41 protein-coding genes are annotated in these 24,097 nt (G+C 39.6%); 40 read left to right on the forward strand and 1 reads right to left on the reverse strand.

Translation table 11 applies throughout. The features are described 5' to 3' along the window. Positions 1-104 precede the first annotated feature (104 nt). The 40 genes from tuf (at position 105) to AC1DKZ_RS27640 (ending at position 23,318) form a co-directional block, all read left to right on the forward strand. A complete protein-coding gene (gene tuf / locus AC1DKZ_RS27445) occupies positions 105-1,295 on the forward strand; it encodes an elongation factor Tu (RefSeq protein WP_002009778.1) in 1,191 nt (396 codons plus the stop codon). 400 nt (positions 1,296-1,695) lie between these two features. Continuing rightward, complete coding sequence (rpsJ, locus tag AC1DKZ_RS27450; protein WP_001040595.1) at positions 1,696-2,004, forward strand: 30S ribosomal protein S10; 309 nt, start codon at positions 1,696-1,698, stop codon at positions 2,002-2,004. A 34-nt stretch (positions 2,005-2,038) separates the two neighbouring features. Further along, positions 2,039-2,671 (forward strand): 50S ribosomal protein L3, encoded by a 633-nt coding sequence (rplC, locus tag AC1DKZ_RS27455; RefSeq protein WP_000160209.1) that lies wholly within the window; start codon positions 2,039-2,041, stop codon positions 2,669-2,671. 25 nt (positions 2,672-2,696) lie between these two features. Further along, positions 2,697-3,320, forward strand: coding sequence for a 50S ribosomal protein L4 (gene rplD, locus AC1DKZ_RS27460; protein ID WP_001127261.1), 624 nt, complete (start codon positions 2,697-2,699; stop codon positions 3,318-3,320). Next, positions 3,320-3,610: a 50S ribosomal protein L23 gene (rplW, locus tag AC1DKZ_RS27465; RefSeq protein WP_001205557.1), complete on the forward strand. Its 291-nt coding sequence runs from the start codon at positions 3,320-3,322 to the stop codon at positions 3,608-3,610. The genes rplD and rplW overlap by 1 nt, the downstream gene beginning before the upstream one ends. 28 nt (positions 3,611-3,638) lie before the next feature. Then, complete coding sequence (gene rplB / locus AC1DKZ_RS27470; RefSeq protein WP_000511584.1) at positions 3,639-4,469, forward strand: 50S ribosomal protein L2; 831 nt, start codon at positions 3,639-3,641, stop codon at positions 4,467-4,469. A 60-nt stretch (positions 4,470-4,529) separates the two neighbouring features. Then, positions 4,530-4,808, forward strand: a complete 279-nt coding sequence (gene rpsS / locus AC1DKZ_RS27475) for a 30S ribosomal protein S19 (RefSeq protein ID WP_000124452.1) — start codon at positions 4,530-4,532, stop codon at positions 4,806-4,808. A gap of 17 nt (positions 4,809-4,825) precedes the next feature. After that, positions 4,826-5,167 carry a 50S ribosomal protein L22 gene (gene rplV, locus AC1DKZ_RS27480; RefSeq protein ID WP_002009773.1) on the forward strand — a complete coding sequence of 114 codons (342 nt, stop codon included), beginning with the start codon at positions 4,826-4,828 and terminating at the stop codon, positions 5,165-5,167. Between the two features lie 3 nt (positions 5,168-5,170). Continuing rightward, entirely contained in the window at positions 5,171-5,830 is a 660-nt protein-coding gene (gene rpsC / locus AC1DKZ_RS27485; RefSeq protein WP_002009771.1) for a 30S ribosomal protein S3, read from the forward strand. Position 5,831: 1 nt separating this feature from the next. After that, complete coding sequence (gene rplP / locus AC1DKZ_RS27490; RefSeq protein ID WP_002063419.1) at positions 5,832-6,266, forward strand: 50S ribosomal protein L16; 435 nt, start codon at positions 5,832-5,834, stop codon at positions 6,264-6,266. Further along, complete coding sequence (gene rpmC / locus AC1DKZ_RS27495) at positions 6,256-6,456, forward strand: 50S ribosomal protein L29 (RefSeq protein ID WP_002091523.1); 201 nt, start codon at positions 6,256-6,258, stop codon at positions 6,454-6,456. The genes rplP and rpmC overlap by 11 nt, the downstream gene beginning before the upstream one ends. A 20-nt stretch (positions 6,457-6,476) precedes the next feature. Further along, positions 6,477-6,740, forward strand: a complete 264-nt coding sequence (gene rpsQ, locus AC1DKZ_RS27500; RefSeq protein ID WP_002091526.1) for a 30S ribosomal protein S17 — start codon at positions 6,477-6,479, stop codon at positions 6,738-6,740. 43 nt (positions 6,741-6,783) lie between these two features. Then, the gene (gene rplN / locus AC1DKZ_RS27505) at positions 6,784-7,152 is read left to right on the forward strand and encodes a 50S ribosomal protein L14 (protein WP_002063420.1); all 369 of its coding nucleotides are present in this window, start codon (positions 6,784-6,786) and stop codon (positions 7,150-7,152) included. 38 nt (positions 7,153-7,190) lie between these two features. Further along, positions 7,191-7,502: a 50S ribosomal protein L24 gene (gene rplX / locus AC1DKZ_RS27510; protein WP_000558201.1), complete on the forward strand. Its 312-nt coding sequence runs from the start codon at positions 7,191-7,193 to the stop codon at positions 7,500-7,502. Positions 7,503-7,528: 26 nt separating this feature from the next. Beyond that, entirely contained in the window at positions 7,529-8,068 is a 540-nt protein-coding gene (rplE, locus tag AC1DKZ_RS27515; RefSeq protein WP_002091528.1) for a 50S ribosomal protein L5, read from the forward strand. Between the two features lie 33 nt (positions 8,069-8,101). Further along, positions 8,102-8,287, forward strand: a complete 186-nt coding sequence (gene rpsN, locus AC1DKZ_RS27520) for a 30S ribosomal protein S14 (RefSeq protein WP_001085700.1) — start codon at positions 8,102-8,104, stop codon at positions 8,285-8,287. A 29-nt stretch (positions 8,288-8,316) separates the two neighbouring features. After that, positions 8,317-8,715, forward strand: a complete 399-nt coding sequence (rpsH, locus tag AC1DKZ_RS27525) for a 30S ribosomal protein S8 (RefSeq protein ID WP_002091529.1) — start codon at positions 8,317-8,319, stop codon at positions 8,713-8,715. 32 nt (positions 8,716-8,747) lie between these two features. Next, on the forward strand, positions 8,748-9,287 hold the full coding sequence (gene rplF, locus AC1DKZ_RS27530) for a 50S ribosomal protein L6 (protein ID WP_002063425.1): 540 nt from the start codon (positions 8,748-8,750) through the stop codon (positions 9,285-9,287). Positions 9,288-9,318: 31 nt separating this feature from the next. Next, positions 9,319-9,681 (forward strand): 50S ribosomal protein L18, encoded by a 363-nt coding sequence (gene rplR, locus AC1DKZ_RS27535; protein ID WP_002009761.1) that lies wholly within the window; start codon positions 9,319-9,321, stop codon positions 9,679-9,681. 21 nt (positions 9,682-9,702) lie between these two features. Next, positions 9,703-10,203: a 30S ribosomal protein S5 gene (gene rpsE / locus AC1DKZ_RS27540; protein ID WP_002063426.1), complete on the forward strand. Its 501-nt coding sequence runs from the start codon at positions 9,703-9,705 to the stop codon at positions 10,201-10,203. A 13-nt stretch (positions 10,204-10,216) separates the two neighbouring features. Further along, positions 10,217-10,399 carry a 50S ribosomal protein L30 gene (rpmD, locus tag AC1DKZ_RS27545; RefSeq protein ID WP_001085231.1) on the forward strand — a complete coding sequence of 61 codons (183 nt, stop codon included), beginning with the start codon at positions 10,217-10,219 and terminating at the stop codon, positions 10,397-10,399. Between the two features lie 33 nt (positions 10,400-10,432). Beyond that, positions 10,433-10,873 carry a 50S ribosomal protein L15 gene (gene rplO / locus AC1DKZ_RS27550; protein ID WP_002009754.1) on the forward strand — a complete coding sequence of 147 codons (441 nt, stop codon included), beginning with the start codon at positions 10,433-10,435 and terminating at the stop codon, positions 10,871-10,873. After that, positions 10,873-12,174 (forward strand): preprotein translocase subunit SecY, encoded by a 1,302-nt coding sequence (secY, locus tag AC1DKZ_RS27555; protein WP_002124688.1) that lies wholly within the window; start codon positions 10,873-10,875, stop codon positions 12,172-12,174. Before rplO ends, secY begins: the two co-directional genes overlap by 1 nt. Positions 12,175-12,228: 54 nt before the next feature. After that, positions 12,229-12,879, forward strand: a complete 651-nt coding sequence (locus tag AC1DKZ_RS27560; protein WP_113938448.1) for an adenylate kinase — start codon at positions 12,229-12,231, stop codon at positions 12,877-12,879. After that, on the forward strand, positions 12,879-13,625 hold the full coding sequence (gene map / locus AC1DKZ_RS27565) for a type I methionyl aminopeptidase (RefSeq protein ID WP_113938447.1): 747 nt from the start codon (positions 12,879-12,881) through the stop codon (positions 13,623-13,625). The genes AC1DKZ_RS27560 and map overlap by 1 nt, the downstream gene beginning before the upstream one ends. Before the next feature lie 68 nt (positions 13,626-13,693). Continuing rightward, positions 13,694-13,912 carry a translation initiation factor IF-1 gene (infA, locus tag AC1DKZ_RS27570; RefSeq protein ID WP_001029884.1) on the forward strand — a complete coding sequence of 73 codons (219 nt, stop codon included), beginning with the start codon at positions 13,694-13,696 and terminating at the stop codon, positions 13,910-13,912. A 35-nt stretch (positions 13,913-13,947) separates the two neighbouring features. Next, positions 13,948-14,061 (forward strand): 50S ribosomal protein L36, encoded by a 114-nt coding sequence (gene rpmJ / locus AC1DKZ_RS27575; protein ID WP_000868344.1) that lies wholly within the window; start codon positions 13,948-13,950, stop codon positions 14,059-14,061. 21 nt (positions 14,062-14,082) lie between these two features. Then, positions 14,083-14,448: a 30S ribosomal protein S13 gene (gene rpsM, locus AC1DKZ_RS27580; protein ID WP_002063431.1), complete on the forward strand. Its 366-nt coding sequence runs from the start codon at positions 14,083-14,085 to the stop codon at positions 14,446-14,448. 24 nt (positions 14,449-14,472) lie between these two features. Next, positions 14,473-14,862, forward strand: a complete 390-nt coding sequence (rpsK, locus tag AC1DKZ_RS27585) for a 30S ribosomal protein S11 (RefSeq protein WP_002009745.1) — start codon at positions 14,473-14,475, stop codon at positions 14,860-14,862. A gap of 180 nt (positions 14,863-15,042) precedes the next feature. Next, positions 15,043-15,987, forward strand: a complete 945-nt coding sequence (locus AC1DKZ_RS27590) for a DNA-directed RNA polymerase subunit alpha (protein WP_002009743.1) — start codon at positions 15,043-15,045, stop codon at positions 15,985-15,987. Between the two features lie 35 nt (positions 15,988-16,022). Continuing rightward, the gene (gene rplQ / locus AC1DKZ_RS27595; RefSeq protein WP_000331490.1) at positions 16,023-16,385 is read left to right on the forward strand and encodes a 50S ribosomal protein L17; all 363 of its coding nucleotides are present in this window, start codon (positions 16,023-16,025) and stop codon (positions 16,383-16,385) included. A gap of 106 nt (positions 16,386-16,491) precedes the next feature. Then, positions 16,492-17,334: an energy-coupling factor ABC transporter ATP-binding protein gene (locus tag AC1DKZ_RS27600; protein ID WP_219300676.1), complete on the forward strand. Its 843-nt coding sequence runs from the start codon at positions 16,492-16,494 to the stop codon at positions 17,332-17,334. Then, positions 17,310-18,191: an energy-coupling factor ABC transporter ATP-binding protein gene (locus tag AC1DKZ_RS27605; protein ID WP_002124690.1), complete on the forward strand. Its 882-nt coding sequence runs from the start codon at positions 17,310-17,312 to the stop codon at positions 18,189-18,191. Before AC1DKZ_RS27600 ends, AC1DKZ_RS27605 begins: the two co-directional genes overlap by 25 nt. Further along, positions 18,179-18,973 (forward strand): energy-coupling factor transporter transmembrane component T family protein, encoded by a 795-nt coding sequence (locus AC1DKZ_RS27610; protein ID WP_219300672.1) that lies wholly within the window; start codon positions 18,179-18,181, stop codon positions 18,971-18,973. The genes AC1DKZ_RS27605 and AC1DKZ_RS27610 overlap by 13 nt, the downstream gene beginning before the upstream one ends. Positions 18,974-18,987: 14 nt before the next feature. Beyond that, positions 18,988-19,731: a tRNA pseudouridine(38-40) synthase TruA gene (truA, locus tag AC1DKZ_RS27615; RefSeq protein ID WP_002124694.1), complete on the forward strand. Its 744-nt coding sequence runs from the start codon at positions 18,988-18,990 to the stop codon at positions 19,729-19,731. Positions 19,732-19,883: 152 nt separating this feature from the next. Further along, positions 19,884-20,321, forward strand: a complete 438-nt coding sequence (gene rplM / locus AC1DKZ_RS27620) for a 50S ribosomal protein L13 (RefSeq protein ID WP_002029337.1) — start codon at positions 19,884-19,886, stop codon at positions 20,319-20,321. A 21-nt stretch (positions 20,322-20,342) separates the two neighbouring features. After that, positions 20,343-20,735 (forward strand): 30S ribosomal protein S9, encoded by a 393-nt coding sequence (gene rpsI / locus AC1DKZ_RS27625; protein WP_002009728.1) that lies wholly within the window; start codon positions 20,343-20,345, stop codon positions 20,733-20,735. Positions 20,736-20,897: 162 nt separating this feature from the next. Further along, positions 20,898-21,326 (forward strand): DUF2521 family protein, encoded by a 429-nt coding sequence (locus AC1DKZ_RS27630; protein ID WP_002029335.1) that lies wholly within the window; start codon positions 20,898-20,900, stop codon positions 21,324-21,326. Between the two features lie 66 nt (positions 21,327-21,392). Further along, complete coding sequence (gene cwlD / locus AC1DKZ_RS27635) at positions 21,393-22,106, forward strand: N-acetylmuramoyl-L-alanine amidase CwlD (RefSeq protein ID WP_002009721.1); 714 nt, start codon at positions 21,393-21,395, stop codon at positions 22,104-22,106. Positions 22,107-22,250: 144 nt separating this feature from the next. Continuing rightward, positions 22,251-23,318, forward strand: coding sequence for an Mrp/NBP35 family ATP-binding protein (locus tag AC1DKZ_RS27640; RefSeq protein ID WP_113938445.1), 1,068 nt, complete (start codon positions 22,251-22,253; stop codon positions 23,316-23,318). A gap of 53 nt (positions 23,319-23,371) precedes the next feature. On the opposite strand, the gene gerD is transcribed toward AC1DKZ_RS27640, so the two are convergent. Beyond that, positions 23,372-23,986: a spore germination lipoprotein GerD gene (gene gerD / locus AC1DKZ_RS27645; RefSeq protein ID WP_002009716.1), complete on the reverse strand. Its 615-nt coding sequence runs from the start codon at positions 23,984-23,986 to the stop codon at positions 23,372-23,374. Positions 23,987-24,097: the final 111 nt, after the last annotated feature.

Consider the following 24,097-nt stretch of genomic DNA (forward strand, 5'->3'; position numbering starts at 1 on the left):
ATTGTTCAAGTATAACTACTTATGTAAGCTTAGAAAGTGAGACGCAAGTTTCACTTTCTAGTCTAAATATAAAATAACCCATATAAACTAAGGAGGAATTTAGAATGGCTAAAGCTAAATTCGAACGTTCTAAACCCCATGTTAACATCGGTACAATCGGCCACGTTGACCATGGTAAAACTACATTAACTGCTGCGATCACTACAGTTCTTGCAAAAGCTGGTGGTGCTGAAGCACGCGGATACGATCAAATCGACGCTGCTCCAGAAGAAAGAGAGCGCGGAATCACAATCTCAACTGCACACGTTGAGTACGAAACTGAAACTCGTCACTATGCACACGTTGACTGCCCAGGTCATGCTGACTATGTTAAAAACATGATCACTGGTGCTGCTCAAATGGACGGCGGTATCTTAGTAGTATCTGCTGCTGATGGTCCAATGCCTCAAACACGTGAGCACATCCTTCTTTCTCGTCAAGTAGGTGTTCCTTACATCGTTGTATTCTTAAACAAATGCGACATGGTAGATGACGAAGAATTATTAGAATTAGTAGAAATGGAAGTTCGCGACCTATTATCTGAATACGGATTCCCAGGCGACGATATTCCTGTAATTAAAGGTTCTGCTCTTAAAGCTCTTCAAGGAGAAGCTGAGTGGGAAGAAAAAATCATCGAATTAATGACTGAAGTTGATGCTTACATCCCAACTCCAGAACGTGAAACTGACAAACCATTCTTAATGCCTATCGAGGATGTATTCTCTATCACAGGTCGTGGTACAGTTGCAACTGGTCGTGTTGAGCGTGGAATCGTTAAAGTTGGTGACGTAGTAGAAATCATCGGTCTTGCTGAAGAGAATGCTACTACAACTGTAACTGGTGTAGAAATGTTCCGTAAGCTTCTTGACCAAGCTCAAGCTGGAGACAACATCGGTGCTCTACTTCGTGGGGTTGCTCGTGAAGACATCCAACGTGGACAAGTTCTTGCTAAAACTGGCTCTGTAAAAGCACACGCTAAATTCAAAGCTGAGGTTTTCGTATTATCTAAAGAAGAAGGTGGACGTCATACTCCATTCTTCGCTAACTACCGTCCACAGTTCTACTTCCGTACAACTGACGTAACTGGTATCATCCAATTACCAGAAGGTACTGAAATGGTAATGCCTGGTGACAACATCGAAATGACTATCGAACTTATCGCTCCAATCGCTATCGAAGAGGGAACTAAATTCTCTATTCGTGAAGGTGGACGTACAGTAGGTTACGGTGTAGTTGCTACAATCGTTGCTGAGTAGTCTTTAATTAGATTATTAAAAACTCAAGGGATTCTCCCTTGAGTTTTTTTATTGCTTATTACTATAGAAGAAAGAGATGTATTTTCTATTTTTGGATGAGTTTCTTCTATAGTATATAAAACGAAAACAACACCCAAAAACTGTAAGGTGAATAAGAGTAGATGAAAACTTGATATTCTTTAAAGTGCCATGTATAATAGCAAAAGTAGAGAAAAGCAGATGCGAACAAAAAGATGCTTGCATCTAGACGAATAACATTGTATAATAGACAATGTTGGTCTTTGACTGCGATGAAGTGGAAGGTTGCTGACACACCCGGCCGCTTTGCCATGGCATGGTGTGGGGAAATTTCCATGGAGAAGGTCTATTTTAGAAATAGGCGAACGAAGGAGGGAAAATAATGGCAAAAGAAAAAATTCGTATCCGTTTAAAAGCTTATGATCACCGTATTCTTGATCAATCAGCTGAGAAAATTGTAGAAACAGCTAAGCGTTCTGGGGCAACAGTTTCTGGTCCGATCCCATTACCAACTGAGAAGACTATTTACACAATTCTTCGTGCTGTTCATAAGTACAAAGATTCTCGTGAACAATTCGAAATGCGCACACACAAACGTCTAATCGACATCGTGAGTCCTACTCCGCAAACAGTAGATTCATTAATGCGTTTAGATTTACCATCTGGTGTAGATATCGAAATCAAACTATAATTCATATAACTTAAAAATGTAGGAGGTGTAACTCATGACCAAAGGAATCTTAGGAAGAAAGATCGGTATGACTCAAGTATTTGCTGAGAACGGTGAGTTAATCCCAGTAACGGTAATCGCTGCTAATCCAAACGTTGTTCTTCAAAAGAAAACAACTGAAACTGATGGCTACAACGCAATTCAGTTAGGATTTGAAGATAAACGTGAAAAGTTAACTAACAAACCTGAACAAGGCCACACTGCTAAAGCATCTACAACTCCTAAGCGCTTCATTCGCGAAATCCGCGATGCAGACGTGGACGGATTAGAGGTTGGTCAAGAGGTAAAAGTTGAAGTTTTCGCTGCAGGTGAAATCGTTGACGTAACAGGAATTTCTAAAGGTAAAGGTTTCCAAGGTGTTATTAAACGCCACGGACAATCTCGCGGACCTATGTCTCATGGTTCTCGCTATCACCGTCGTCCAGGTTCAATGGGGCCAGTTGCTCCGAACCGTGTATTCAAAGGCAAAAAACTTGCTGGACGTATGGGTGGAGACCAAGTTACTATCCAAAACTTAGAAATCGTTCAAGTTGACACTGAGCGCAACTTATTACTAGTAAAAGGTAACGTTCCAGGTGCTAAGAAATCTCTTGTAGTTGTTCAAGGCGCTGTGAAGGTTAGCAAATAATTCACAATAGGAAGGAGGAATTCCAATGCCAAAAGTTACTGTATATAACCAAACTGGTTCACAGGTTGGTGAAATCGAATTAGCTGAAGCTATTTTCGGTATCGAACCAAATGAAGCTGTACTATTTGAGGCTGTAATGATGCAACGTGCATCTTTACGTCAAGGTACACACAAAGTAAAAACTCGCTCTGAAGTTCGCGGTGGTGGTCGTAAACCATGGCGTCAAAAAGGAACTGGACGTGCTCGTCAAGGTTCTATCCGCTCTCCTCAATGGCGTGGTGGTGGTACGGTATTCGGACCTACACCAAGAAGCTATGCGTACAAACTTCCTAAGAAAGTTCGTCGTTTAGCAATCAAATCTGCATTAGCTACTAAAGTAGTTGAGAACAACATTGTAGTTCTTGAGGACCTAGTGTTAAATGCACCAAAAACAAAAGACATGGTAGCAGTACTTAAAGGATTAACTGTTGAGAAGAAAGCTCTTATCGTAACTGCTGATGCAAACGAATCTGTAGAGTTATCTGCTCGCAATATCCCTGGAGTAACAGTAATCACTGCTGATGGCGTAAACGTGCTAGATGTGCTTCATCATGATAAGCTAATCATGACAAAAGCGGCAGTGGAAAAAGTAGAGGAGGTGCTTGCATAATGAGAGATCCTCGTGATATCATTAAGCGCCCAGTTATCACTGAACGTTCTATGGAAATGATGGCTGAAAAAAAATACACGTTCGACGTGGACGTTAAATCTAATAAAACAGAGGTTAAAGACGCTATAGAAGCGATCTTTGGTGTTAATGTAGACAAAGTAAATATCATGAACTACAAGCCGAAAGCAAAACGTGTTGGTCGTCACGCTGGTTTTACTAGCCGTCGTCGTAAAGCAATCGTTAAGCTAACTGCTGACAGCAAAGAAATCGAAATCTTCCAAGGCGTTTAATTCTTACTAAAGAAGGAGGGAAATTGAGATGGGAATTAAAAAGTATAATCCAACTACTAACGGTCGTCGTAACATGACTACGAATGATTTCGCTGAAATCACGACTGACAGACCGGAAAAGTCTTTACTTGCTCCTTTAAGCAAAAAGGCTGGTCGTAATAACCAAGGTAAAATTACTGTACGTCATCAAGGTGGCGGACATAAGCGTCAATACCGTATCATCGACTTTAAGCGTAACAAAGATGGAATTCCAGGACGCGTTGCTACGATCGAATACGATCCAAACCGCTCTGCGAATATCGCATTAATTAACTACGTTGACGGTGAAAAACGTTACATTCTTGCTCCTAAAACTTTAGAAGTAGGTATGGAAGTTATGTCTGGCCCTGAAGCTGACATTAAAATCGGTAACGCATTACCATTAATCAACATTCCAGTAGGTACTGTTGTTCATAATATCGAGCTTAAGCCTGGTCGTGGAGGACAATTAGTCCGTTCTGCTGGTACGTCTGCTCAAGTACTTGGTAAAGAAGGAAAATACGTACTTGTACGTTTAACTTCTGGTGAAGTACGTTTAGTATTATCTGCTTGTCGCGCTTCAATCGGTCAAGTTGGTAACGAACAACACGAACTTATCAAAATCGGTAAAGCAGGTCGCTCTCGCTGGTTAGGTAAGCGCCCAACAGTTCGTGGTTCTGTAATGAACCCGGTTGATCACCCACACGGTGGTGGTGAAGGACGCTCTCCAATCGGACGTAAGTCTCCAATGTCTCCATGGGGTAAACCAACTCTTGGATTCAAGACTCGTAAGAAAAACAAAGCGTCTGATAAATTTATCGTTCGTCGTCGTAAAAAATAATGGGATTGTAGTACGGTTCATTTCAAGAACCGTACGCCAATCACGAAGGGAGGCACCAAAATGGCTCGTAGCTTAAAAAAAGGACCATTTGTCGATGATCACTTAATGAACAAAATGGAAAAATTAGTTGCATCTGAGCAAAAACAAGTTGTTAAAACTTGGTCTCGCCGTTCAACAATCTTCCCTCAGTTCATCGGACATACAATTGCTGTATATGATGGTCGTAAACACGTACCTGTGTACATCACTGAGGATATGGTTGGCCATAAGTTAGGTGAATTCGCACCAACTCGTACGTATAAAGGTCACCTTGCTGACGATAAGAAAACTAGAAGATAATGAGAGGAGGCACTTCAATGCAAGCTAAAGCAGTAGTGAGAACAGTTCGTATTGCTCCTCGTAAGGTTCGTTTAGTAGTAGACTTAATCCGAGGTAAGCAAGTGGGTGAAGCGATTGCTATCCTTAACCACACACCAAAAACTGCTTCTCCAGTTGTAGAAAAAGTTTTAAAATCTGCAATCGCAAATGCAGAGCACAATTATGAGATGGATATTAACAACCTAGTTGTTGAAAAAGTCTTCGTTGACGAAGGTCCAACGTTGAAACGTTTCCGTCCACGTGCAATGGGTCGTGCAAGCCAAATTAACAAACGCACAAGCCACATCACAGTTGTGGTATCAGAAAAGAAGGAGGGATAATCGATGGGTCAGAAGGTTAATCCAATTGGTCTTCGTGTCGGTATTATCCGCGACTGGGAATCTCGTTGGTTCGCTGAGAAAGATTATGCTACGTTATTACATGAAGACATCAAAATCCGTGAGTACATTACTGTACGCTTAAAAGATTCTGCTGTTGCTAAAGTAGAAATCGAACGTGCAGCAAATCGTGTAAATGTTACAATTCACACTGCAAAACCTGGTATGGTAATTGGTAAAGGTGGTACTGAAGTTGAAGCACTTCGTAAAGCTCTTAACCAATTAACAGGCAAGCGTGTACACATTAACATTTTAGAAGTTAAGAGAGCTGATCTTAACGCTAAATTAGTAGGCGAAAACATCGCTCGTCAATTAGAAAACCGTGTATCATTCCGTCGTGCACAAAAGCAAGTTATTCAACGTGCTATGCGTGCAGGAGCAAAAGGTATTAAAACACAGGTTTCTGGTCGTCTTGGCGGAGCTGATATCGCTCGTGCAGAATCTTACAGTGAAGGAACTGTTCCACTTCATACACTTCGCGCTGATATTGACTATGCAGCAGTTGAAGCTGATACAACATACGGTAAATTAGGCGTAAAAGTATGGATCTACCGTGGAGAAGTCCTTCCTACAAAAAAGAAAGCTTCTGAGGAAGGAGGAAAATAATATGTTAATGCCTAAACGCGTAAAATATCGTAGAGAGCATCGTGGTAAAATGCGTGGTCGTGCAAAAGGTGGAACTGAAATCGCTTTTGGTGAATTTGGTTTACAAGCACTAGCTGCTTCATGGATTACAAACCGTCAAATCGAAGCTGCTCGTCGTGCAATGACTCGTCACATGAAACGTGGCGGTAAAGTATGGATTAAAATTTTCCCTTCTAAACCTTACACTGCAAAACCTCTAGAAGTACGTATGGGTTCCGGTAAAGGGGCACCAGAAGGCTGGGTAGCAGTAGTAAAACCTGGGAAAATTATGTTTGAAATTGCGGGTGTATCTGAAGAGGTAGCACGCGAAGCATTACGTCTTGCAGCTCACAAGTTACCTGTGAAATGTAAATTCGTAAAACGTGAAGAAAATGGTGGTGAATCTAATGAAAACTAATGATATTCGTGAATTAACCACTGCCGAAATCGAAACAAAAGTTAAAGCTTTAAAGGAAGAGTTGTTTAATCTTCGCTTCCAACTTGCTACAGGACAATTAGAGAACCCAACTCGCATCCGTGAAGTACGTAAAGCGATTGCTCGTATGAAAACTGTAGTTTGTGAAAGAGAGATCGGAATTAATCGATAAATTGAGGGGAGGTTTGCATAGTGAGCGAACGTAACCAACGCAAAGTTTATACTGGTCGTGTTGTTTCTGACAAAATGGACAAAACGATTACAGTTTTAGTTGAAACTTACAAAACTCATTCCTTATACGGAAAACGTGTTAAGTATTCTAAAAAGTATAAAGCCCATGATGAGCAAAACCAAGCGAAACTTGGCGATATCGTTAAAATCATGGAAACTCGCCCGCTTTCTGCTACTAAGCGTTTCCGTTTAGTTGAAATCGTTGAAGAAGCGGTTGTTATCTAAATAGACGAATCGGAATTTTTAGTCCGAAGGGAGGTTTCATAACATGATCCAACAAGAATCTCGTTTGAAAGTTGCTGACAACTCTGGTGCCCGCGAACTTTTAACAATTAAAGTATTAGGCGGCTCTGGTCGTAAATATGCTTATATTGGTGATATTATCGTTGCTACGGTAAAACAAGCAACACCAGGTGGCGTTGTTAAAAAAGGTGACGTTGTTAAGGCAGTAGTGGTACGTACGAAGAGCGGAGCTCGTCGTCCGGACGGTTCTTACATTAAATTTGATGAAAACGCAGCGGTTATCATCAAAGACGATAAGAGCCCACGTGGTACTCGTATCTTCGGACCAGTAGCTCGTGAATTACGTGATAGCAACTTCATGAAGATCGTTTCTTTAGCTCCAGAAGTTCTATAATTTAAGGTATTGCCTTGCTAAGGAGGTGCAGAATTAAGATGCATGTAAAAAAAGGTGATAAAGTTCAGGTAATCACTGGTAAAGACAAAGGAAAACAAGGTGTTATCCTTGTGGCTTTCCCAAAGCAAAACCGTGTTATCGTTGAGGGTGTTAACATCGTTAAAAAACACTCTAAGCCATCTCAATTAAATCCACAAGGTGGAATTATTACGAAAGAAGCACCTATTCACGTTTCTAATGTTATGGTATTAGATCCGAAAACAGGCGAACCTACTCGCGTAGGCTTCAAAGTAGAAGATGGTAAAAAAGTGCGTATTGCAAAAAAATCTGGTGAATTATTAGATAAATAATTTTCTTAAGAAAGGAGGTCACTTCATTGAATCGCCTTAAAGAGAAGTTCCAAAAGGAAATTACTCCTGCTCTAATGAGCAAGTTTAACTATAAATCTGTGATGGAAGTACCGAAAATCGAAAAGATCGTAATCAACACTGGTGTTGGTGACGCGGTATCTAACTCAAAAGCTTTAGACAATGCAGTAGAAGAATTAACTCAAATCGCAGGTCAAAAACCTGTTGTAACTCGCGCTAAAAAATCAATCGCTGGTTTCCGTCTTCGTGAAGGTATGCCAATCGGTGCGAAAGTAACTTTACGCGGTCAGCAAATGTATGAGTTCTTCGACAAATTAGTATCAGTTTCTTTACCACGTGTACGTGATTTCCGTGGTGTTTCTAAGAAATCATTTGATGGTCGTGGGAACTACACATTAGGTGTTAAAGAGCAACTAATTTTCCCTGAGATTGATTATGATAAAGTAAGTAAAGTCCGAGGTATGGACATCGTAATCGTTACTACAGCGAAAACTGATGAAGAAGCTCGTGAACTTTTAACACAATTCGGTATGCCATTCCAAAAATAATGGAAGCCAACGCTAAGTAGAGGAGGCGAAAACGTGGCTAAAAAATCTATGATCGCGAAACAAAAGCGTACTCCTAAGTTTAAAGTACAAGAGTATACACGTTGCGAACGCTGCGGTCGTCCGCATTCTGTATACCGCAAATTTAAGCTTTGCCGTATTTGTTTCCGTGAACTTGCATATAAAGGTCAAATTCCTGGTGTTAAAAAAGCTAGTTGGTAAAACCCACAAATGGGAAGGAGGTAAAACACATGGTGATGACAGATCCAATTGCAGACATGCTTACTCGCATCCGTAATGCGAATATGGTACGTCATGAGAAATTAGAGGTTCCTGCTTCTAAAATCAAAAAAGAGATCGCTGATCTTTTAAAACGTGAAGGTTTCATTCGTGATGTAGAATACATCGGGGATAACAAACAAGGTATCCTTCGTATTTTCCTGAAATATGGTGCAAACAATGAACGTGTAATCACTGGATTAAAGCGTATCAGTAAGCCTGGCTTACGCGTTTACGCAAAAGCTGATGAAGTACCTCGTGTACTTAACGGATTAGGTATCGCTCTTGTTTCTACATCTAAGGGAGTAATGACAGACAAAGATGCTCGTCAATTACAAACTGGTGGAGAAGTAGTAGCATACGTTTGGTAATATATATTTAAAACGAACGGAGGTGTGACCACATGTCTCGTATTGGTAAAAAGATTCTTGAAATCCCTGCAGGTGTTACTATTACAGTTGCAGAAGACAATACTGTAACAGTAAAAGGCCCTAAAGGTGAATTAACTCGTACTTTCAAAACTGATATGTCTATCAAAATTGAAGAAAATACACTAACAGTTGAGCGTCCATCTGAACAGAAGGAACACCGTGCATTACACGGTACAACTCGTGCTTTAATCGGAAACATGGTTGAAGGTGTTACTACAGGTTTTGCACGCGGACTTGAATTAGTCGGTGTTGGTTACCGTGCTCAAAAACAAGGTGATAAACTTGTTTTAAGCGTAGGTTATTCTCATCCAGTAGAAATGACTCCAGAAGCAGGACTTGAAGTTGAAGTACCTGTACCAACTAAAATCGTAATTAAAGGTATCGACAAGCAACGTGTTGGCGAATTTGCTGCTAACATCCGTGCTGTACGTGCTCCTGAGCCATATAAAGGTAAAGGTATTCGTTACGAAGGCGAAGTTGTTCGTCGTAAAGAAGGTAAAACTGCTAAGTAAACCCGTTAGGTGAAAGAAAGGAGTGACAAGAATGATCACTAAAGCTGCTAAAAATGCGACTCGTAAGAAAAGACATGCACGTGTACGTGCTAAACTTACTGGTACTGCAGAACGTCCACGTTTAAACGTGTACCGTTCTAACCAACATATTTACGCTCAAGTTATTGATGATGTAAATGGTGTAACATTAGTAAGTGCATCTACTCTTGATAAAGACCTTGCTCTTAACGGTACTAGCAATACTGAAGCTGCTACGAAAGTTGGAGAATCAGTTGCTAAGCGTGCTGTAGAGAAAGGCGTTAAAGAAGTAGTATTTGATCGCGGTGGTTACTTATACCATGGCCGTGTTAAAGCTCTAGCTGAAGCTGCTCGTGAGGCTGGATTACAATTTTAATGGTCAAAGGAGGGAAAATTGATGCAACGCATTGACCCAAGTAAATTAGAACTTGAAGAACGTGTAGTTACGATAAATCGTGTCGCGAAAGTTGTTAAGGGTGGTCGTCGTTTCCGCTTTGCTGCACTAGTTGTAGTTGGCGATAAAAACGGTCATGTTGGATTCGGTACTGGTAAAGCACAAGAGGTACCAGACGCAATCCGTAAAGCTATCGAAGACGCTAAGAAAAACCTAATCGCAGTACCATTAGTTGGTACAACAATTCCACATACAATCAACGGTCATTTTGGAGCTGGTGAAGTATTCTTAAAACCTGCTGCTGAGGGTACTGGTGTTATTGCTGGTGGACCTGTTCGTGCGGTACTAGAATTAGCTGGTGTACAAGATATTCTTTCGAAATCTCTTGGTACTAACACACCAATCAACATGATTCGCGCTACTGTGAACGGATTAAGCGAACTTAAGCGCGCTGAAGATGTTGCAAAATTACGCGGTAAATCTGTAGAAGAGCTACTAGGTTAAGGAGGGAAAACAAATGGCGAAAAAGTTAGAAATTACCCTCACTCGTAGTGTAATTGGTCGTCCACAAGATCAACGTGCGACGGTAGAAGCTTTAGGTCTTAAAAAGTTGAATTCAACTGTAGTTAAGGAAGAAACTCCTGCTATTCTTGGTATGATCAACAAAGTTTCTCACCTTATAACTGTAAAAGAAGCTTAAGGATAACTCATTAATATAAGGAGGTGCCTGGGAATGAAACTTCATGAATTAAAACCTGCAGAAGGTTCTCGTAAAGTACGTAACCGTGTCGGTCGTGGTATCGGTTCTGGTAACGGTAAAACTGCTGGTAGAGGTCATAAAGGACAAAACGCACGTTCTGGCGGCGGTGTTCGTCTTGGCTTCGAAGGTGGTCAAACTCCACTATTCCGTCGTTTACCAAAACGCGGCTTCACAAACATTAACCGTAAAGAGTTTACTATTGTAAACTTATCAACGTTAAATCGTTTTGAAGATGGTACAGAAGTAACACCTGAATTATTGCTGGAAACTGGCGTTATCAGCAAGTTAAACGACGGTGTTAAAATTCTTGCAAGCGGAGCAGTAGAGAAAAAATTAACTGTTAAAGCGCACAAGTTCTCTTCAAGTGCTAAAGAAGCAATTGAAGCAGCTGGCGGATCAGTTGAGGTGATCTAATGTTTCGTACAATCTCCAACTTTATGCGCGTTGCTGAGATAAGACGTAAAATATTATTCACTTTAGCCATGTTAGTCGTATTCAGGATTGGCACGTTTATCCCAGTGCCATTTACAAATGGAGACGTACTGAAAGCACAAGATCAATTAAATGCCTTAGGTATCCTAAATACATTTGGCGGTGGCGCCTTGAAGAACTTCTCCATCTTCGCGATGGGAATCATGCCGTATATTACAGCATCCATCATCGTGCAATTATTGCAGATGGATGTTGTTCCTAAATTTTCGGAATGGTCGAAGCAAGGCGAAATGGGCCGTCGTAAACTAACGCAATTCACGCGTTACTTTACAATTGTTCTTGCGTTTATTCAGGGGTTTGGTATGTCAATCGGTTTTAACGGTATGGTAGGTGGGCAATTAATTTTGAATCCAGGTTGGAGCACTTATTTATACATTGCTACGGTACTGACTGCTGGTACTGCATTTTTAATGTGGTTAGGTGAACAGATTACAGCTAAAGGTGTAGGTAATGGTATTTCCATTCTTATCTTTGGTGGTATTGCCGCAGCGATCCCAAGTGTTATATCTCAAGTGTATCAACAACAGTTTCAAAATATCGGAGATCAATTGTTCATGAGTATCGTTAAAGTTGCATTGATTTTACTAGCTGTGCTAGCAGTTATTGTTGGTGTTATTTTCATTCAACAGGCTGTTAGAAAGATCCCAATTCAATACGCGAAGCGTGTAACAGGAGGGAATGGGAATCATGCTGGAGCACAAAACACTCATTTACCACTTAAGGTAAATAGTGCGGGTGTTATTCCAGTCATTTTTGCTGTTTCATTCTTAATTACGCCTCCAACTATTGCACAGTTCTTCCCGAAACATGATGTGTCGCAGTGGATTATTGCAAACTTTAACTATTCTCACCCAGTGGGAATGATCATATATGTTGCGCTCATTGTAGCCTTCACATATTTCTATGCATTTGTTCAGGTTAATCCAGAGCAAATGTCAGAGAATCTAAACAAGCAAGGTGGATATGTTCCAGGTATTCGTCCGGGTAAGAATACAGAACAATATCTAACAAAAATCTTGTATCGTTTGACCTTTGTGGGATCAATTTTCCTAGCAGCGATTGCAATCTTACCAGTTATCTTTACGAAATTGGGAAATCTTCCTCCATCTGCACAGATTGGTGGAACGAGTATGTTAATCGTTGTCGGCGTTGCTTTAGAAACAATGAAGCAGCTAGAAAGCCAATTGGTAAAACGCCATTACAAAGGGTTTATCAAGCAGTGAGTAAGTGGGAAGAACTGTCTTCCCTACATGCTCATGTACTGAGGGGGAACAAGGATGAACTTGATTTTAATGGGGCTTCCTGGTGCTGGTAAAGGTACACAAGCCGAACAGATTGTTGCCAAGTATAACATCCCTCACATCTCAACAGGAGATATGTTCCGTGCAGCTATGAAGGCTGAAACTGAACTTGGTTTACAAGCAAAATCTTTTATTGATAAAGGTGCGCTTGTCCCAGATGAAGTTACAATTGGAATTGTTCGTGAACGTTTAAGCCAAGAAGACTGTATTAAAGGCTTCTTATTAGATGGTTTCCCACGAACTGTTGCACAAGCATCAGCTCTTGAAGAGATTATGAAAGATCTTGGCAAAAAAATCGACTATGTTTTAAACATTAATGTGGATTCAGGGTTGTTATTAACACGCCTTACAGGCCGTCGCATTTGTAAAGAATGCGGTGCGACTTACCACTTAGAATTCAATCCGCCAGCAAAAGCTGATGTGTGCGATAAATGTGGTGGCGAATTATATCAACGCTCTGATGACAATGAAGAAACTGTAGCAAATCGTTTAGATGTAAATATTAAGCAAACAAAACCTTTGCTTGATTTCTACGAGGAGCTTGGCTACTTACAAAGCATTAATGGTGAGCAAGGTATCAATAAAGTATTTGCTGATATCGATGTTCTCATCGGAGACTTAGCGTAATGATCATCTGCAAAACTCCTCGCGAGATAGAAATCATGCGAGAAGCTGGCAGGATCGTTGCTTTAACTCATCAAGAGTTGAAACAACATATTACTCCAGGAATTACAACGAAAGAGCTCGATCAAATAGCGGAAAAGACGATTCGAAAATATGGTGCTACGCCATCTTTTAAAGGATACAACGGATTTCCGGGGAGCATTTGTGCTTCTGTAAATGAAGAGCTTGTACACGGGATTCCAGGGAAGCGTAAGCTCGAAGAGGGCGATATCATCAGTATCGATATTGGTGCGAAATACAATGGGTACCATGGAGATTCTGCATGGACGTATCCAGTTGGAAACATTTCTGAATCTGTTCAAAAGCTACTTGATGTCACAGAAAAATCGTTGTATCTTGGTCTAGAACAAGTAAAACCAGGCGAAAGATTATCAAATATCTCGCATGTGGTTCAAACACATGCTGAAGAGAATGGGTTCTCGATCGTTAGGGAGTATGTTGGTCACGGAATCGGGCAAGACTTACATGAGGACCCTCAAATCCCGCACTATGGTCCACCAAATAGAGGCCCTAGATTAAAGCCGGGAATGGTCATCTGTGTTGAGCCGATGGTGAATCAAGGAAGACGATATGTAAAAACACTATCTGATGACTGGACAGTGGTAACGGTAGATGGTAAATGGTGTGCCCATTTTGAGCACACGATTGCTCTTACAGAAGCAGGATACGAAATCCTTACCACTTTATAAGTAGCTGGCTCTCCGGGATTTCAGAGCAGTGTAAAATGTTACTGATTTGAAGAAGGGAGAACTATTGAATGGCTAAAGATGATGTAATTGAAGTCGAAGGTACCGTTCTTGAAACGTTGCCAAATGCTATGTTCAAAGTAGAATTAGAGAATGGGCATGTCGTATTGGCTCACGTTTCTGGTAAAATCCGTATGAACTTCATTCGTATTTTACCAGGAGACAAAGTTACGGTAGAATTATCTCCGTACGATTTAAATCGTGGTCGTATTACGTACCGTTTTAAATAATATAGCACTCCGTAATCTTTAAGGAGGTTCGAGACATGAAAGTAAGACCGTCAGTTAAACCAATCTGCGAAAAATGTAAAGTTATTCGTAGACGTGGAAAAGTAATGGTTATTTGTGAAAACCCTAAACATAAACAAAAACAAGGTTAATCAGAAGGAGGTGCATTCAGAATGGCACGTATCGCAGGTGTAGATATTCCTCGTGACAAGCGCGTTGTTATTTCTTTAACTTACGTATTCGGCATTGGTCGCACAACTGCTGAAAAAATTATTACAGAAGCTGGTATTTCTTCGGAAACACGAGTTCGTGATTTATCGGAAGATGAATTAGGACGTATCCGTGATATCATCGATCGTATTAAAGTTGAGGGAGACCTTCGTCGTGAAGTATCTCTTAATATTAAACGTCTAATGGAGATCGGTTCTTACCGTGGTCTTCGTCACCGTCGTGGTTTACCAGTTCGTGGTCAAAACTCTAAAAACAATGCTCGTACACGTAAAGGTCCACGTCGTACAGTAGCAAATAAAAAGAAATAATAAGTAAAGGAGGTTGAACTAACAATGGCACGTAAAACAAACACTCGTAAAAAACGTGTGAAAAAGAATATTGAAGCTGGTATAGCTCATATTCGTTCTACTTTCAACAACACAATCGTAACACTTACAGATACTCATGGTAACGCACTTTCTTGGTCTAGTGCTGGTGCACTTGGTTTCCGTGGATCTCGTAAATCTACTCCATTCGCTGCGCAAATGGCTGCTGAAGCTGCTTCTAAAGTTGCAATGGAGCATGGTTTAAAAACTTTAGAGGTTACTGTTAAAGGTCCTGGTGCTGGTCGTGAAGCTGCAATTCGTGCTCTTCAAGCGGCAGGTCTAGAAGTAACAGCAATTAGAGATGTTACTCCAGTTCCTCATAATGGATGTCGTCCACCAAAACGTCGTCGTGTGTAATTTTTCTGTATAGAATTTTCCCTTTTGTCTATAATGGATATGATGCATTATCGAGAAATTTCGTACAGAAACATCGCTTGTTGTGCACAATCGGGAACTGCCTAAGGGGGACTTTCGGTTAAACAGAGGTTCTTCCTTTGTTTAACCGGGGTTTCGACGTTTTGAAGGAGGGTTTAGTTAATGATTGAAATCGAAAAACCGAAAATCGAAACGGTTGAACTTAACGAAGATGCTAAGTATGGCAAATTCGTGATTGAACCGCTTGAGCGTGGATATGGTACTACTTTGGGTAACTCCTTACGTCGTATTCTTTTATCCTCACTCCCTGGTGCCGCTGTAACTGCTATCCAAATCGATGGCGTTTTACACGAATTTTCAACAGTTGAGGGCGTAGTAGAAGACGTTACGACGATGATCTTAAACTTGAAAAAGTTAGCTCTTAAAATCTACTCTGAAGAAGAGAAGACGTTGGAAATCGATGTACAGGGCGAAGGTATTGTCACAGCTGCTGATATTACTCACGATAGTGATGTTGAAATCTTAAATCCAGATTTACACATTGCGACGTTAGCAAAAAATGCGCATTTCCGCATGCGTTTAACTGCAAAGCGTGGCCGTGGGTATACGCCAGCTGATGCAAATAAAAGCGAAGATCAACCAATAGGAGTAATTCCTATTGATTCTATTTATACTCCAGTATCACGTGTGACTTACCAAGTGGAAAAGACACGTGTCGGACAAGTGGCTAATTATGATAAGCTTACGCTTGATGTATGGACGGATGGAAGCATCGGGCCAAAAGAAGCTATCTCTTTAGGTGCCAAAATCTTAACTGAGCATTTAAATATCTTTGTTGGTTTAACTGACGAAGCACAAAATGCTGAGATTATGGTCGAGAAGGAAGAAGATCAAAAAGAAAAAGTTCTTGAGATGACTATCGAGGAACTAGATCTTTCTGTTCGTTCTTATAATTGCCTAAAACGTGCAGGAATTAATACTGTACAAGAGCTTGCGAACAAAACAGAAGAAGATATGATGAAAGTTCGTAACTTAGGACGTAAATCCTTAGAAGAAGTTAAACATAAACTTGAGGAATTAGGTTTAGGTTTACGTAAAGACGACTGAGGATTTAAACCCATCAACAAAGGAGGGAACTACGAATGGCATACAGAAAATTAGGCCGTACAAGTGCGCAACGTAAAGCTATGTTACGTGATTTAGCTACTGATTTAATTATCAACGAGCGCATCCAAACGACAGAAACTCGTGCAAAAGAACTTCGTTCTGTAGTGGAAAAAATGATCACTTTAGGTAAACGCGGAGATCTTCATGCTCGTCGTCAAGCAGCAGCTTTCATCCGTAATGAGGTTGCTAACGCTGAGACTGGTCAAGATGCACTTCAAAAATTATTCGCTGATGTAGCTCCACGCTATGCTGAGCGCCAAGGCGGATACACTCGTATTGCAAAAATTGGTCCACGTCGCGGAGACGCAGCACCAATGGTAATTATCGAGTTAGTATAATGATGATTAAAAGGGCAGGACAGTTCTTTTCAAGTAACTGGTCATGGCCCTTTTTTTTTAAGTATAAAAAGATAGGCTAACTTGGCGAAAGAAAGGGTGCCTTGTATTGAAAAAAGAGAAACTTCGGACAGAAAATATATCATTTCAATATCCTGGGGCAGCCTCTTATGCATTAAAAGATGTTTCGTTTTCCTTATATGAAGGAGAATGGGTATCTGTTATTGGACAAAATGGTTCAGGGAAGTCTACACTTGCAAAATTATTGAATGGCTTATTTTTACCGGAATCAGGGACAATCACTTTAAATGATACAATGATTTTATCAGAGGAAACAGTATGGGATGTTCGAAAGCAAATTGGGATGGTATTTCAAAATCCAGATAATCAATTTGTTGGAACGACAGTACAAGATGACGTTGTATTCGGCCTAGAGAACATCGGAATGCCAAGGGAGCAGATGATAGAAAGACTAGAACAAGCTCTGCAACTTGTCCGTATGGAAGATTTTTTAAATGAAGAACCCCATTCGTTATCTGGTGGACAAAAGCAGCGAGTCGCAATAGCAGGTGTTCTAGCACTTCAGCCATCTATTTTAATACTAGATGAAGCAACTTCAATGTTAGACCCTCAGGGGAGACGTGAAGTAGTAGAAACGGTCAGACAACTTGTTGATCAAAAGGGTATTACGGTGTTATCGATTACGCACGATTTAGAAGAAGCGGCACAGTCAGACCGTATTATTATTTTGAACAAGGGAGAAATATTAGAGGAAGGTACTCCAGAGCAAATTTTCAAATCCTCTCATATGCTCCAAGAGATTGGATTAGATGTACCTTTTTCGGTGAAAATAGCAGAATTATTAAAAAGAAATGAAATTCACTTGCAAAATACGCATCTTACAATGGAAAGCTTGGTGAACGAACTTTGGAGATTACATTCCAAAAAGTAGAACATCGTTATCAATATAAAACTCCATTTGAAAGACGCGCACTTTATGATGTAGACGTGTCGTTTCCAAGTGGGGGCTATTATGCCATTATCGGTCATACTGGTTCAGGTAAGTCGACGATGATTCAACATTTAAATGGTTTATTGCAGCCGACAAATGGTACGGTTCAAATTGGTGAACATTTAATTTCAGCAGGGAAAAAAGAGAAAAAACTTAAGCCGCTACGAAAAAAAGTAGGGGTTGTCTTTCAGTTTCCAGAACATCAACTATTTGAAGAAACAGTTGAAAAGGACATTTGTTTTGGACCTACTAATTTTGGTGTATCTGAAGAAGAGGCAAAACAAAAGGCGAAAGATGCAATCCAGCTTGTTGGATTGGACATAGAGTTATTAGCACGTTCTCCGTTTGAATTAAGCGGTGGGCAAATGAGGCGTGTTGCAATAGCAGGCGTACTTGCGATGGAACCCGAAGTGCTTGTATTAGATGAACCTACAGCAGGGCTTGATCCAAAAGGACAGCACGAGCTCATGGAGATGTTTTACAATTTGCATAAGGAACAGGGGCTTACAGTCATTCTTGTTACCCATAATATGGAGGATGCCGCTAAGTATGCAGATCAAATAGTGGTCATGCATAAAGGAACGGTCTTTTTGCAAGGAAGAGCAGAGGAAGTATTTTCATATGCTGATGAATTAGAACAAATCGGTGTGGATCTTCCAATGTCTTTAAAGTATAAACGTGCAATTGAAGAGAAGTTTGGTATTTCAATTTCGAAGGCTACCTTATCTTTAGAGGATCTTACTCATGAAGTTGTACAGGTGTTACGAAAAGGTGGTCATGAATCATGCAGCAGTTGATTATTGGGAGATATATTCCAGGTCAGTCACTCATTCATCAACTTGATCCTCGTACGAAGCTGTTGATTGTCTTTTTATATGTATTTGTTGTTTTCTTAGCAAATAATGCGATTTCATATGGATTTTTATTTTTATATGCACTCATTGCTTTATTTTTTGCAAAAGTGCCGATTCGTTATGTACTTTCGGGCTTAAAACCAATTTTATGGATTTTTCTTTTTACATTTTTCCTGCATATTTTTACAAATAAAGAAGGGGAAGTACTAGTCCAGCTTGGTTGGTTTTCGATACATGAAAAAGGATTAGAGCAAGGAATCTACATTTCTATACGATTTTTCGTTATTATTTTAATGACGACATTATTAACGTTAACAACGACACCAATTGAGATTACAGATGGTTTAGAGACGTTATTAAAGCCGTTGAAGCGTATGAAAGTTCCTGTTCATGAAATCGCATTAATGATGTCAATTTCTCTTCGATTTATCCCCACATTAATGGATGAAACGAGTAAAATCATGAAAGCGCAGGCGTCACGTGGTATTGATTTTGCTGGGGGACCGATAAAAGATAGGATGAAAGCTATTATCTCACTACTCGTTCCATTATTTATCAGTGCTTTTAAGCGTGCAGAGGACTTAGCGATTGCGATGGAATCTCGTGGATATAAAAGTGGCGAAGGACGTACTAAATTTAGGCAACTACGCTGGAAAATAAGTGATACAGTAACAATTGTAAGCTTACTTTGTTTAGCTTGTATTTTGGCATGGGTGCGGTCGTAATGGAGAATAGAGAAATGGAAAGAATAAAATGTACAGTTGCATATGATGGCATTCATTTTTGTGGTTACCAAATTCAACCACAGCATCGGACTGTTCAACAAGAAATAGAGAAAGCATTGCAGAAGTTGCATAAAGGAGAACTTGTTCGTGTGCAGGCATCAGGCAGAACGGATTCTACCGTTCACGCCAAAGGACAAGTGATACACTTTGATACACCTTTGTCTCTTGAAGAGTGGCAATGGAGTAATGCTTTAAATACAATGTTGCCGGATGATATTATTATCAGGCAGGTAGAGAAGAAAACAGAAGAATTTCATGCACGTTACGGTGTCGAGAAAAAAGAATATCGCTATCGTGTATTATTATCAAAGACTGCGGATGTATTCCGTAGAAATTACGTATATCAATATCCATATCCGCTCGAAATAAACTCTATAAGAAAAGCGATTCCTTATTTTATTGGAACGCATGACTTTACTTCTTTTTGTTCGGCAAAAACTGACAAAAAAGATAAAGTGCGAACAATTTATGAAATCGAATTAATTGAGCAAGACGATGAATTAATCTTTCGCTTTGTAGGTAATGGATTTTTATATAATATGGTCAGAATTATTGTTGGTACGTTACTTAGCGTAGGTCAAGGAAAGCTTGATCCGGATAGTATTCCAGAGATTTTAGCGAAACAAAATCGCCAGTTTGCTGGAAAGATGGCTCCAGGTCATGGACTTTACTTATGGCAGGTAAACTATAACAACTAATCCTGGTGTAACATTTGCTTGACATTAGAAACTCAAAAGTATATCATAACATATGGTATTGTTTCTAAAACCACGATTAGCCCCGGAAGGAAATCGTGTTTAAGATAAACAATAGATTTTTTCTATGGAAAAGATAACGAGGAGGGAAACACATGCGTACGACTTTTATGGCAAAAGCTAACGAAGTTGAGCGTAAATGGTATGTGGTTGATGCTGAAGGTCAAACTTTAGGTCGCCTATCTACTGAAGTAGCATCCATTTTACGTGGTAAACACAAACCAACATTTACACCACACGTTGACACGGGTGATCATGTAATTATTATTAACGCTGAGAAAATTCATTTAACAGGTAATAAATTAAACGATAAAATTTACTACCGTCACACTAACCACCCAGGTGGACTTAAGCAAAGAACAGCTCTAGAAATGCGTACAAACTACCCTGTACAAATGTTAGAGCTTGCAATTAAAGGCATGCTTCCAAAAGGACGTTTAGGACGTCAAGTGTCTAAGAAATTAAACGTGTATGCTGGAGCAGAGCATCCACACCAAGCACAACAACCAGAAGTTTACGAACTTCGCGGATAATTAATTAAAGGAGGGCTTACTTTGGCACAGGTTCAATACTATGGCACTGGACGTCGTAAGAGTTCAGTAGCGCGCGTACGCCTAGTTCCAGGCGAAGGACGCGTTATTATTAACGGTCGTGATTTTGAAAACTATATCCCATTTGCTGCATTACGTGAAGTAGTGAAACAACCTCTAGTTGCAACAGAAACTTTAGGTAACTACAATGTACTTGTAAACGTAAATGGTGGTGGATACACTGGTCAAGCTGGTGCTATTCGTCACGGTATTTCTCGCGCTTTATTAAAAGCTGATCCAGAATACCGTCTAACATTAAAACGTGCGGGTCTATTAACTCGTGACGCACGTATGAAAGAGCGTAAAAAATACGGTCTTAAAGGCGCACGCCGTGCACCTCAGTTCTCAAAACGTTAATTTTTGCGAACTACAAACCCCAACCATTTTGGTTGGGGTTTTTTTATGTTTAATTCTTCTTTTGTAATTTTTTTAGCTTGGAATATTTTAGTGCTACCGCCTCGCGTATGCTTCTTCTTTAGAAGTTTAGACTAATACGTATTAGGGAGGTTTATAAGTACTATGAATGTCATTGTCAGCTTACAAGAAAAACAAAAAGAAAAGCAGTTAAAATACGAGCGGAAGATGCTGCGAGAATTATCATTAAAAACATTGCGTTTAAATATTCGTGATGCCTTTCAGATGCAAGAACTTCATCGTCAGTATGAAGATTATTGTATTGAACTAGGGATAGAATCTTATTTATTAGGAGCGAGATACAGTAAATTTGGTTATCATGGTGAATCATTCTTTGATGTGAAATATAGGGCTTTAGAAGAAGAACAACAATTAACTGAAACGTTATTTCAATTTTTAACGAGTATGACTATACGTGAAATTAAGTTGCAAGACGAGGAATTGCTTTTTGAATCTTGCCAGCAGTTTATCGGCTTGTGGTGGCAGGAAGGGTATGAAAAAGGCGAAAGAAGATATCGATTAAAGCTACACTAAGACAAGCATAAACTTTCCTCTTGTCCCATATAAGTAATTAGAGGGACTAGCTGGAGGAGGAAAGGTATGAAGAGAATTCGAATTATCTCTTTTGCGCTCGCTGCGGTTGTTTTGTTTTTTTTAGTTAAACAAGAATTTCAAATTACAAAATCGTGGCGAGCTTGGAATTTACCCTTATCAGGGAAAGTGATTGTACTAGATGCTGGGCATGGTGGGCCAGACGGAGGGGCTGTTGGTGGAAAGGATATTGTAGAAAAAGATATTACACTTGAGATTACAAAAAAGGTACAAGATTATTTACAAGAACAAGGTGCTTTAGTTATTTTAACGCGTGAAGGAGATTATGATTTAGCTAATAAAGATACAAAGTCATATAGTAGACGTAAAGCAGAGGATTTAAAAAAGCGTGTTGAGATCATTAATAAGCCTGATGTAGACTTTTTTGCGAGTATTCATTTAAATGCCCTAACTAGTAGTGGATCTAAGGGCGCACAAACGTTCTACTATCGTTCTTCGATTGAAAATGAACGGGCTGCGAAATTTATACAAGCTGAATTGAGAACAAGCTTAGAAAATACGAATCGTTCTGCTAAAACAATTCCTCACGTGTATTTATTGAAGTATGCCAAAACACCAGGTGCTTTAATTGAGGCTGGCTTTTTATCGAATGTGAATGAAAGATATATGTTAAATTCGGAGAAATACCAACAAAAAGTAGCTGCTGCAATATATCGTGGTATATTACGTTATTTTACGGAAAAAGGAAATCCTCCAGAATAAGGAGGATTTTTTCGAGTTTCTCTCGTTAACGAAGTTTTCCGAAAATATGTTATACTGGAAATGTAAACGCATTTATTTCAAAAATAAAGAGAGATAAATTTAATTAACAATACGTTATTTTTCATACAGGGGGCTGGGCTAATTATGGTAACAAAAGAGCAGGTAGTGGAAGCATTGGAAGGGATTGTAGATCCGTTTATACATAAAACGTTAAAAGAAACAAATGCAATTAAAGAGGTGACAGTCAAGCCTGAGAAGGAACATGTAAGTGTTAAAATTGCAATTGTAAAGACGGGTACAGCGGAACAAATGCAGTTGCAGTCTGGAATTGTAAAGTTAGTAAAAGAACTTGGAGCAACAACAGTTGGACTTCGTTTTGCAGAATTTACAGAAGAGGAATTAGCTCAGTTTGCACCACCGCAAGAGGAAGAGAAAAGTGAATCCTTATTATCACCGAACTCAAATACAACATTTTTAGCAGTGGCAAGTGGAAAAGGTGGAGTAGGAAAATCAACTGTTTCTGTTAACCTTGCAATTGCTTTAGCTCGTTTAGGCAAAAAGGTTGGTATCATTGACGCGGATATTTACGGTTTTAGTGTACCGGATATGATGGGTATAGAAAAACGTCCAATCGTAAGAGGTGATAAGATAATACCAGTGGAGCGTCTAGGCGTGAAAGTAATCTCAATGGGATTCTTTGTAGAAGATAACGCACCTGTTATTTGGAGAGGACCGATGCTTGGGAAAATGTTAAATCACTTTTTCACAGAAGTAGAGTGGGGTGATTTAGATTACTTAGTATTGGACCTACCACCAGGCACGGGTGATGTTGCTCTAGATGTACATTCGATGTTGCCGGCTTGTAAAGAGATTATTGTAACAACGCCGCATCCAACAGCGGCATTTGTAGCAGCGCGTGCTGGAGCCATGGCTTTACGTACAGAACATAGTATTCTTGGTGTTGTTGAAAATATGGCGTATTTTGAAAGTAAAGCAACTGGTGAAAAAGAGTATGTGTTTGGAAGAGGTGGAGGAGATAAATTGGCTACGGAACTCCAAACGGATGTACTTGGCCGAATTCCACTTCAACAACCTGATTGGAATAAAGAGGACTTTGCGCCGTCAGTATATGAAGATACACATACAACGGGTCTCATTTATCGTACGATAGCTGAGACAGTTATTGATAAAACAGCTGTCGCGCAAAAATAAAGTAGTAATGAGTGGACAATATATACATTGTCCACTCATTACTATAATTTTTATTATTGTTCTTTGTTCCCATCTTGGGAACCGCCTTCACCACCTGCGCCTTTCTTATCAGATCCACCTTTTTCGGCTTTTTGTACACCTTTACTAATGATGTCAATCATCTTAGCTTGGAAGAGTGGACTTTCGGCAGTTTCAGTTAGTACTTGCTGTAAATATTGACGATATTCTTTACTCTTCATTGTTTGTAACATAATTTTCTCTACTTCAGGATTTTTCATAATCTCTATAACACCTGATTGGTATTCAGGATCTTTTAGTAAAGTTTTCATTAAGTTTGTTTGTTCTTTTCCCATACTTTTAGCAAATTTCGATGAGAACTCAGGGTCTTTAAAGAGCTTTTCCCAGAATTGTTGCCCTTTTTCAGATACCAGTGCATCTTCAATCGTTTTCTTTACTACTGTTTCATCTAGTATGAGTGCTTGTTTCATTTTTTCATCAGTTAATACATCTTGGATCGCTTTTTTTCCTTGATCGGTTTTTAAAATATCAACAATCATTTTTTTTGTTTGATCATAATCAAGTTCGGATTTTGCTTCTTTTTCTTGTGCACATGCCGCTAGTGCTATAAATAGAAAAGAAGAAATCAAAACGAGCAGCATCCGTTTCATAAGTTGGAGCTCCTTTCAGCAAAGTTCTCTTTTTTTAATATAAATCTCTTTAAGGAATTTATACATTAACATGACTAGCTTTTTGAAATTGTCATTGTTACAATTTAATTA

This window comes from Bacillus sp. 05T21 (genome assembly GCF_056396785.1).

What these genes read in the sequence shown, in the direction of transcription:
- tuf (WP_002009778.1), top strand. Translation starts at nt 105, where the DNA reads ATGGCTAAAGCTAAATTCGAACGTTCTAAACCCCATGTTAACATCGGT.
- rpsJ (WP_001040595.1), top strand. Translation starts at nt 1,696, where the DNA reads ATGGCAAAAGAAAAAATTCGTATCCGTTTAAAAGCTTATGATCACCGT.
- rplC (WP_000160209.1), top strand. Translation starts at nt 2,039, where the DNA reads ATGACCAAAGGAATCTTAGGAAGAAAGATCGGTATGACTCAAGTATTT.
- rplD (WP_001127261.1), top strand. Translation starts at nt 2,697, where the DNA reads ATGCCAAAAGTTACTGTATATAACCAAACTGGTTCACAGGTTGGTGAA.
- rplW (WP_001205557.1), top strand. Translation starts at nt 3,320, where the DNA reads ATGAGAGATCCTCGTGATATCATTAAGCGCCCAGTTATCACTGAACGT.
- rplB (WP_000511584.1), top strand. Translation starts at nt 3,639, where the DNA reads ATGGGAATTAAAAAGTATAATCCAACTACTAACGGTCGTCGTAACATG.
- rpsS (WP_000124452.1), top strand. Translation starts at nt 4,530, where the DNA reads ATGGCTCGTAGCTTAAAAAAAGGACCATTTGTCGATGATCACTTAATG.
- rplV (WP_002009773.1), top strand. Translation starts at nt 4,826, where the DNA reads ATGCAAGCTAAAGCAGTAGTGAGAACAGTTCGTATTGCTCCTCGTAAG.
- rpsC (WP_002009771.1), top strand. Translation starts at nt 5,171, where the DNA reads ATGGGTCAGAAGGTTAATCCAATTGGTCTTCGTGTCGGTATTATCCGC.
- rplP (WP_002063419.1), top strand. Translation starts at nt 5,832, where the DNA reads ATGTTAATGCCTAAACGCGTAAAATATCGTAGAGAGCATCGTGGTAAA.
- rpmC (WP_002091523.1), top strand. Translation starts at nt 6,256, where the DNA reads ATGAAAACTAATGATATTCGTGAATTAACCACTGCCGAAATCGAAACA.
- rplN (WP_002063420.1), top strand. Translation starts at nt 6,784, where the DNA reads ATGATCCAACAAGAATCTCGTTTGAAAGTTGCTGACAACTCTGGTGCC.
- rplX (WP_000558201.1), top strand. Translation starts at nt 7,191, where the DNA reads ATGCATGTAAAAAAAGGTGATAAAGTTCAGGTAATCACTGGTAAAGAC.
- rpsH (WP_002091529.1), top strand. Translation starts at nt 8,317, where the DNA reads ATGGTGATGACAGATCCAATTGCAGACATGCTTACTCGCATCCGTAAT.
- rplF (WP_002063425.1), top strand. Translation starts at nt 8,748, where the DNA reads ATGTCTCGTATTGGTAAAAAGATTCTTGAAATCCCTGCAGGTGTTACT.
- rplR (WP_002009761.1), top strand. Translation starts at nt 9,319, where the DNA reads ATGATCACTAAAGCTGCTAAAAATGCGACTCGTAAGAAAAGACATGCA.
- rpsE (WP_002063426.1), top strand. Translation starts at nt 9,703, where the DNA reads ATGCAACGCATTGACCCAAGTAAATTAGAACTTGAAGAACGTGTAGTT.
- rpmD (WP_001085231.1), top strand. Translation starts at nt 10,217, where the DNA reads ATGGCGAAAAAGTTAGAAATTACCCTCACTCGTAGTGTAATTGGTCGT.
- rplO (WP_002009754.1), top strand. Translation starts at nt 10,433, where the DNA reads ATGAAACTTCATGAATTAAAACCTGCAGAAGGTTCTCGTAAAGTACGT.
- secY (WP_002124688.1), top strand. Translation starts at nt 10,873, where the DNA reads ATGTTTCGTACAATCTCCAACTTTATGCGCGTTGCTGAGATAAGACGT.
- AC1DKZ_RS27560 (WP_113938448.1), top strand. Translation starts at nt 12,229, where the DNA reads ATGAACTTGATTTTAATGGGGCTTCCTGGTGCTGGTAAAGGTACACAA.
- map (WP_113938447.1), top strand. Translation starts at nt 12,879, where the DNA reads ATGATCATCTGCAAAACTCCTCGCGAGATAGAAATCATGCGAGAAGCT.
- infA (WP_001029884.1), top strand. Translation starts at nt 13,694, where the DNA reads ATGGCTAAAGATGATGTAATTGAAGTCGAAGGTACCGTTCTTGAAACG.
- rpmJ (WP_000868344.1), top strand. Translation starts at nt 13,948, where the DNA reads ATGAAAGTAAGACCGTCAGTTAAACCAATCTGCGAAAAATGTAAAGTT.
- rpsM (WP_002063431.1), top strand. Translation starts at nt 14,083, where the DNA reads ATGGCACGTATCGCAGGTGTAGATATTCCTCGTGACAAGCGCGTTGTT.
- rpsK (WP_002009745.1), top strand. Translation starts at nt 14,473, where the DNA reads ATGGCACGTAAAACAAACACTCGTAAAAAACGTGTGAAAAAGAATATT.
- AC1DKZ_RS27590 (WP_002009743.1), top strand. Translation starts at nt 15,043, where the DNA reads ATGATTGAAATCGAAAAACCGAAAATCGAAACGGTTGAACTTAACGAA.
- rplQ (WP_000331490.1), top strand. Translation starts at nt 16,023, where the DNA reads ATGGCATACAGAAAATTAGGCCGTACAAGTGCGCAACGTAAAGCTATG.
- AC1DKZ_RS27610 (WP_219300672.1), top strand. Translation starts at nt 18,179, where the DNA reads ATGCAGCAGTTGATTATTGGGAGATATATTCCAGGTCAGTCACTCATT.
- truA (WP_002124694.1), top strand. Translation starts at nt 18,988, where the DNA reads ATGGAAAGAATAAAATGTACAGTTGCATATGATGGCATTCATTTTTGT.
- rplM (WP_002029337.1), top strand. Translation starts at nt 19,884, where the DNA reads ATGCGTACGACTTTTATGGCAAAAGCTAACGAAGTTGAGCGTAAATGG.
- AC1DKZ_RS27630 (WP_002029335.1), top strand. Translation starts at nt 20,898, where the DNA reads ATGAATGTCATTGTCAGCTTACAAGAAAAACAAAAAGAAAAGCAGTTA.
- cwlD (WP_002009721.1), top strand. Translation starts at nt 21,393, where the DNA reads ATGAAGAGAATTCGAATTATCTCTTTTGCGCTCGCTGCGGTTGTTTTG.
- AC1DKZ_RS27640 (WP_113938445.1), top strand. Translation starts at nt 22,251, where the DNA reads ATGGTAACAAAAGAGCAGGTAGTGGAAGCATTGGAAGGGATTGTAGAT.
- gerD (WP_002009716.1), bottom strand. Translation starts at nt 23,986, where the DNA reads ATGAAACGGATGCTGCTCGTTTTGATTTCTTCTTTTCTATTTATAGCA.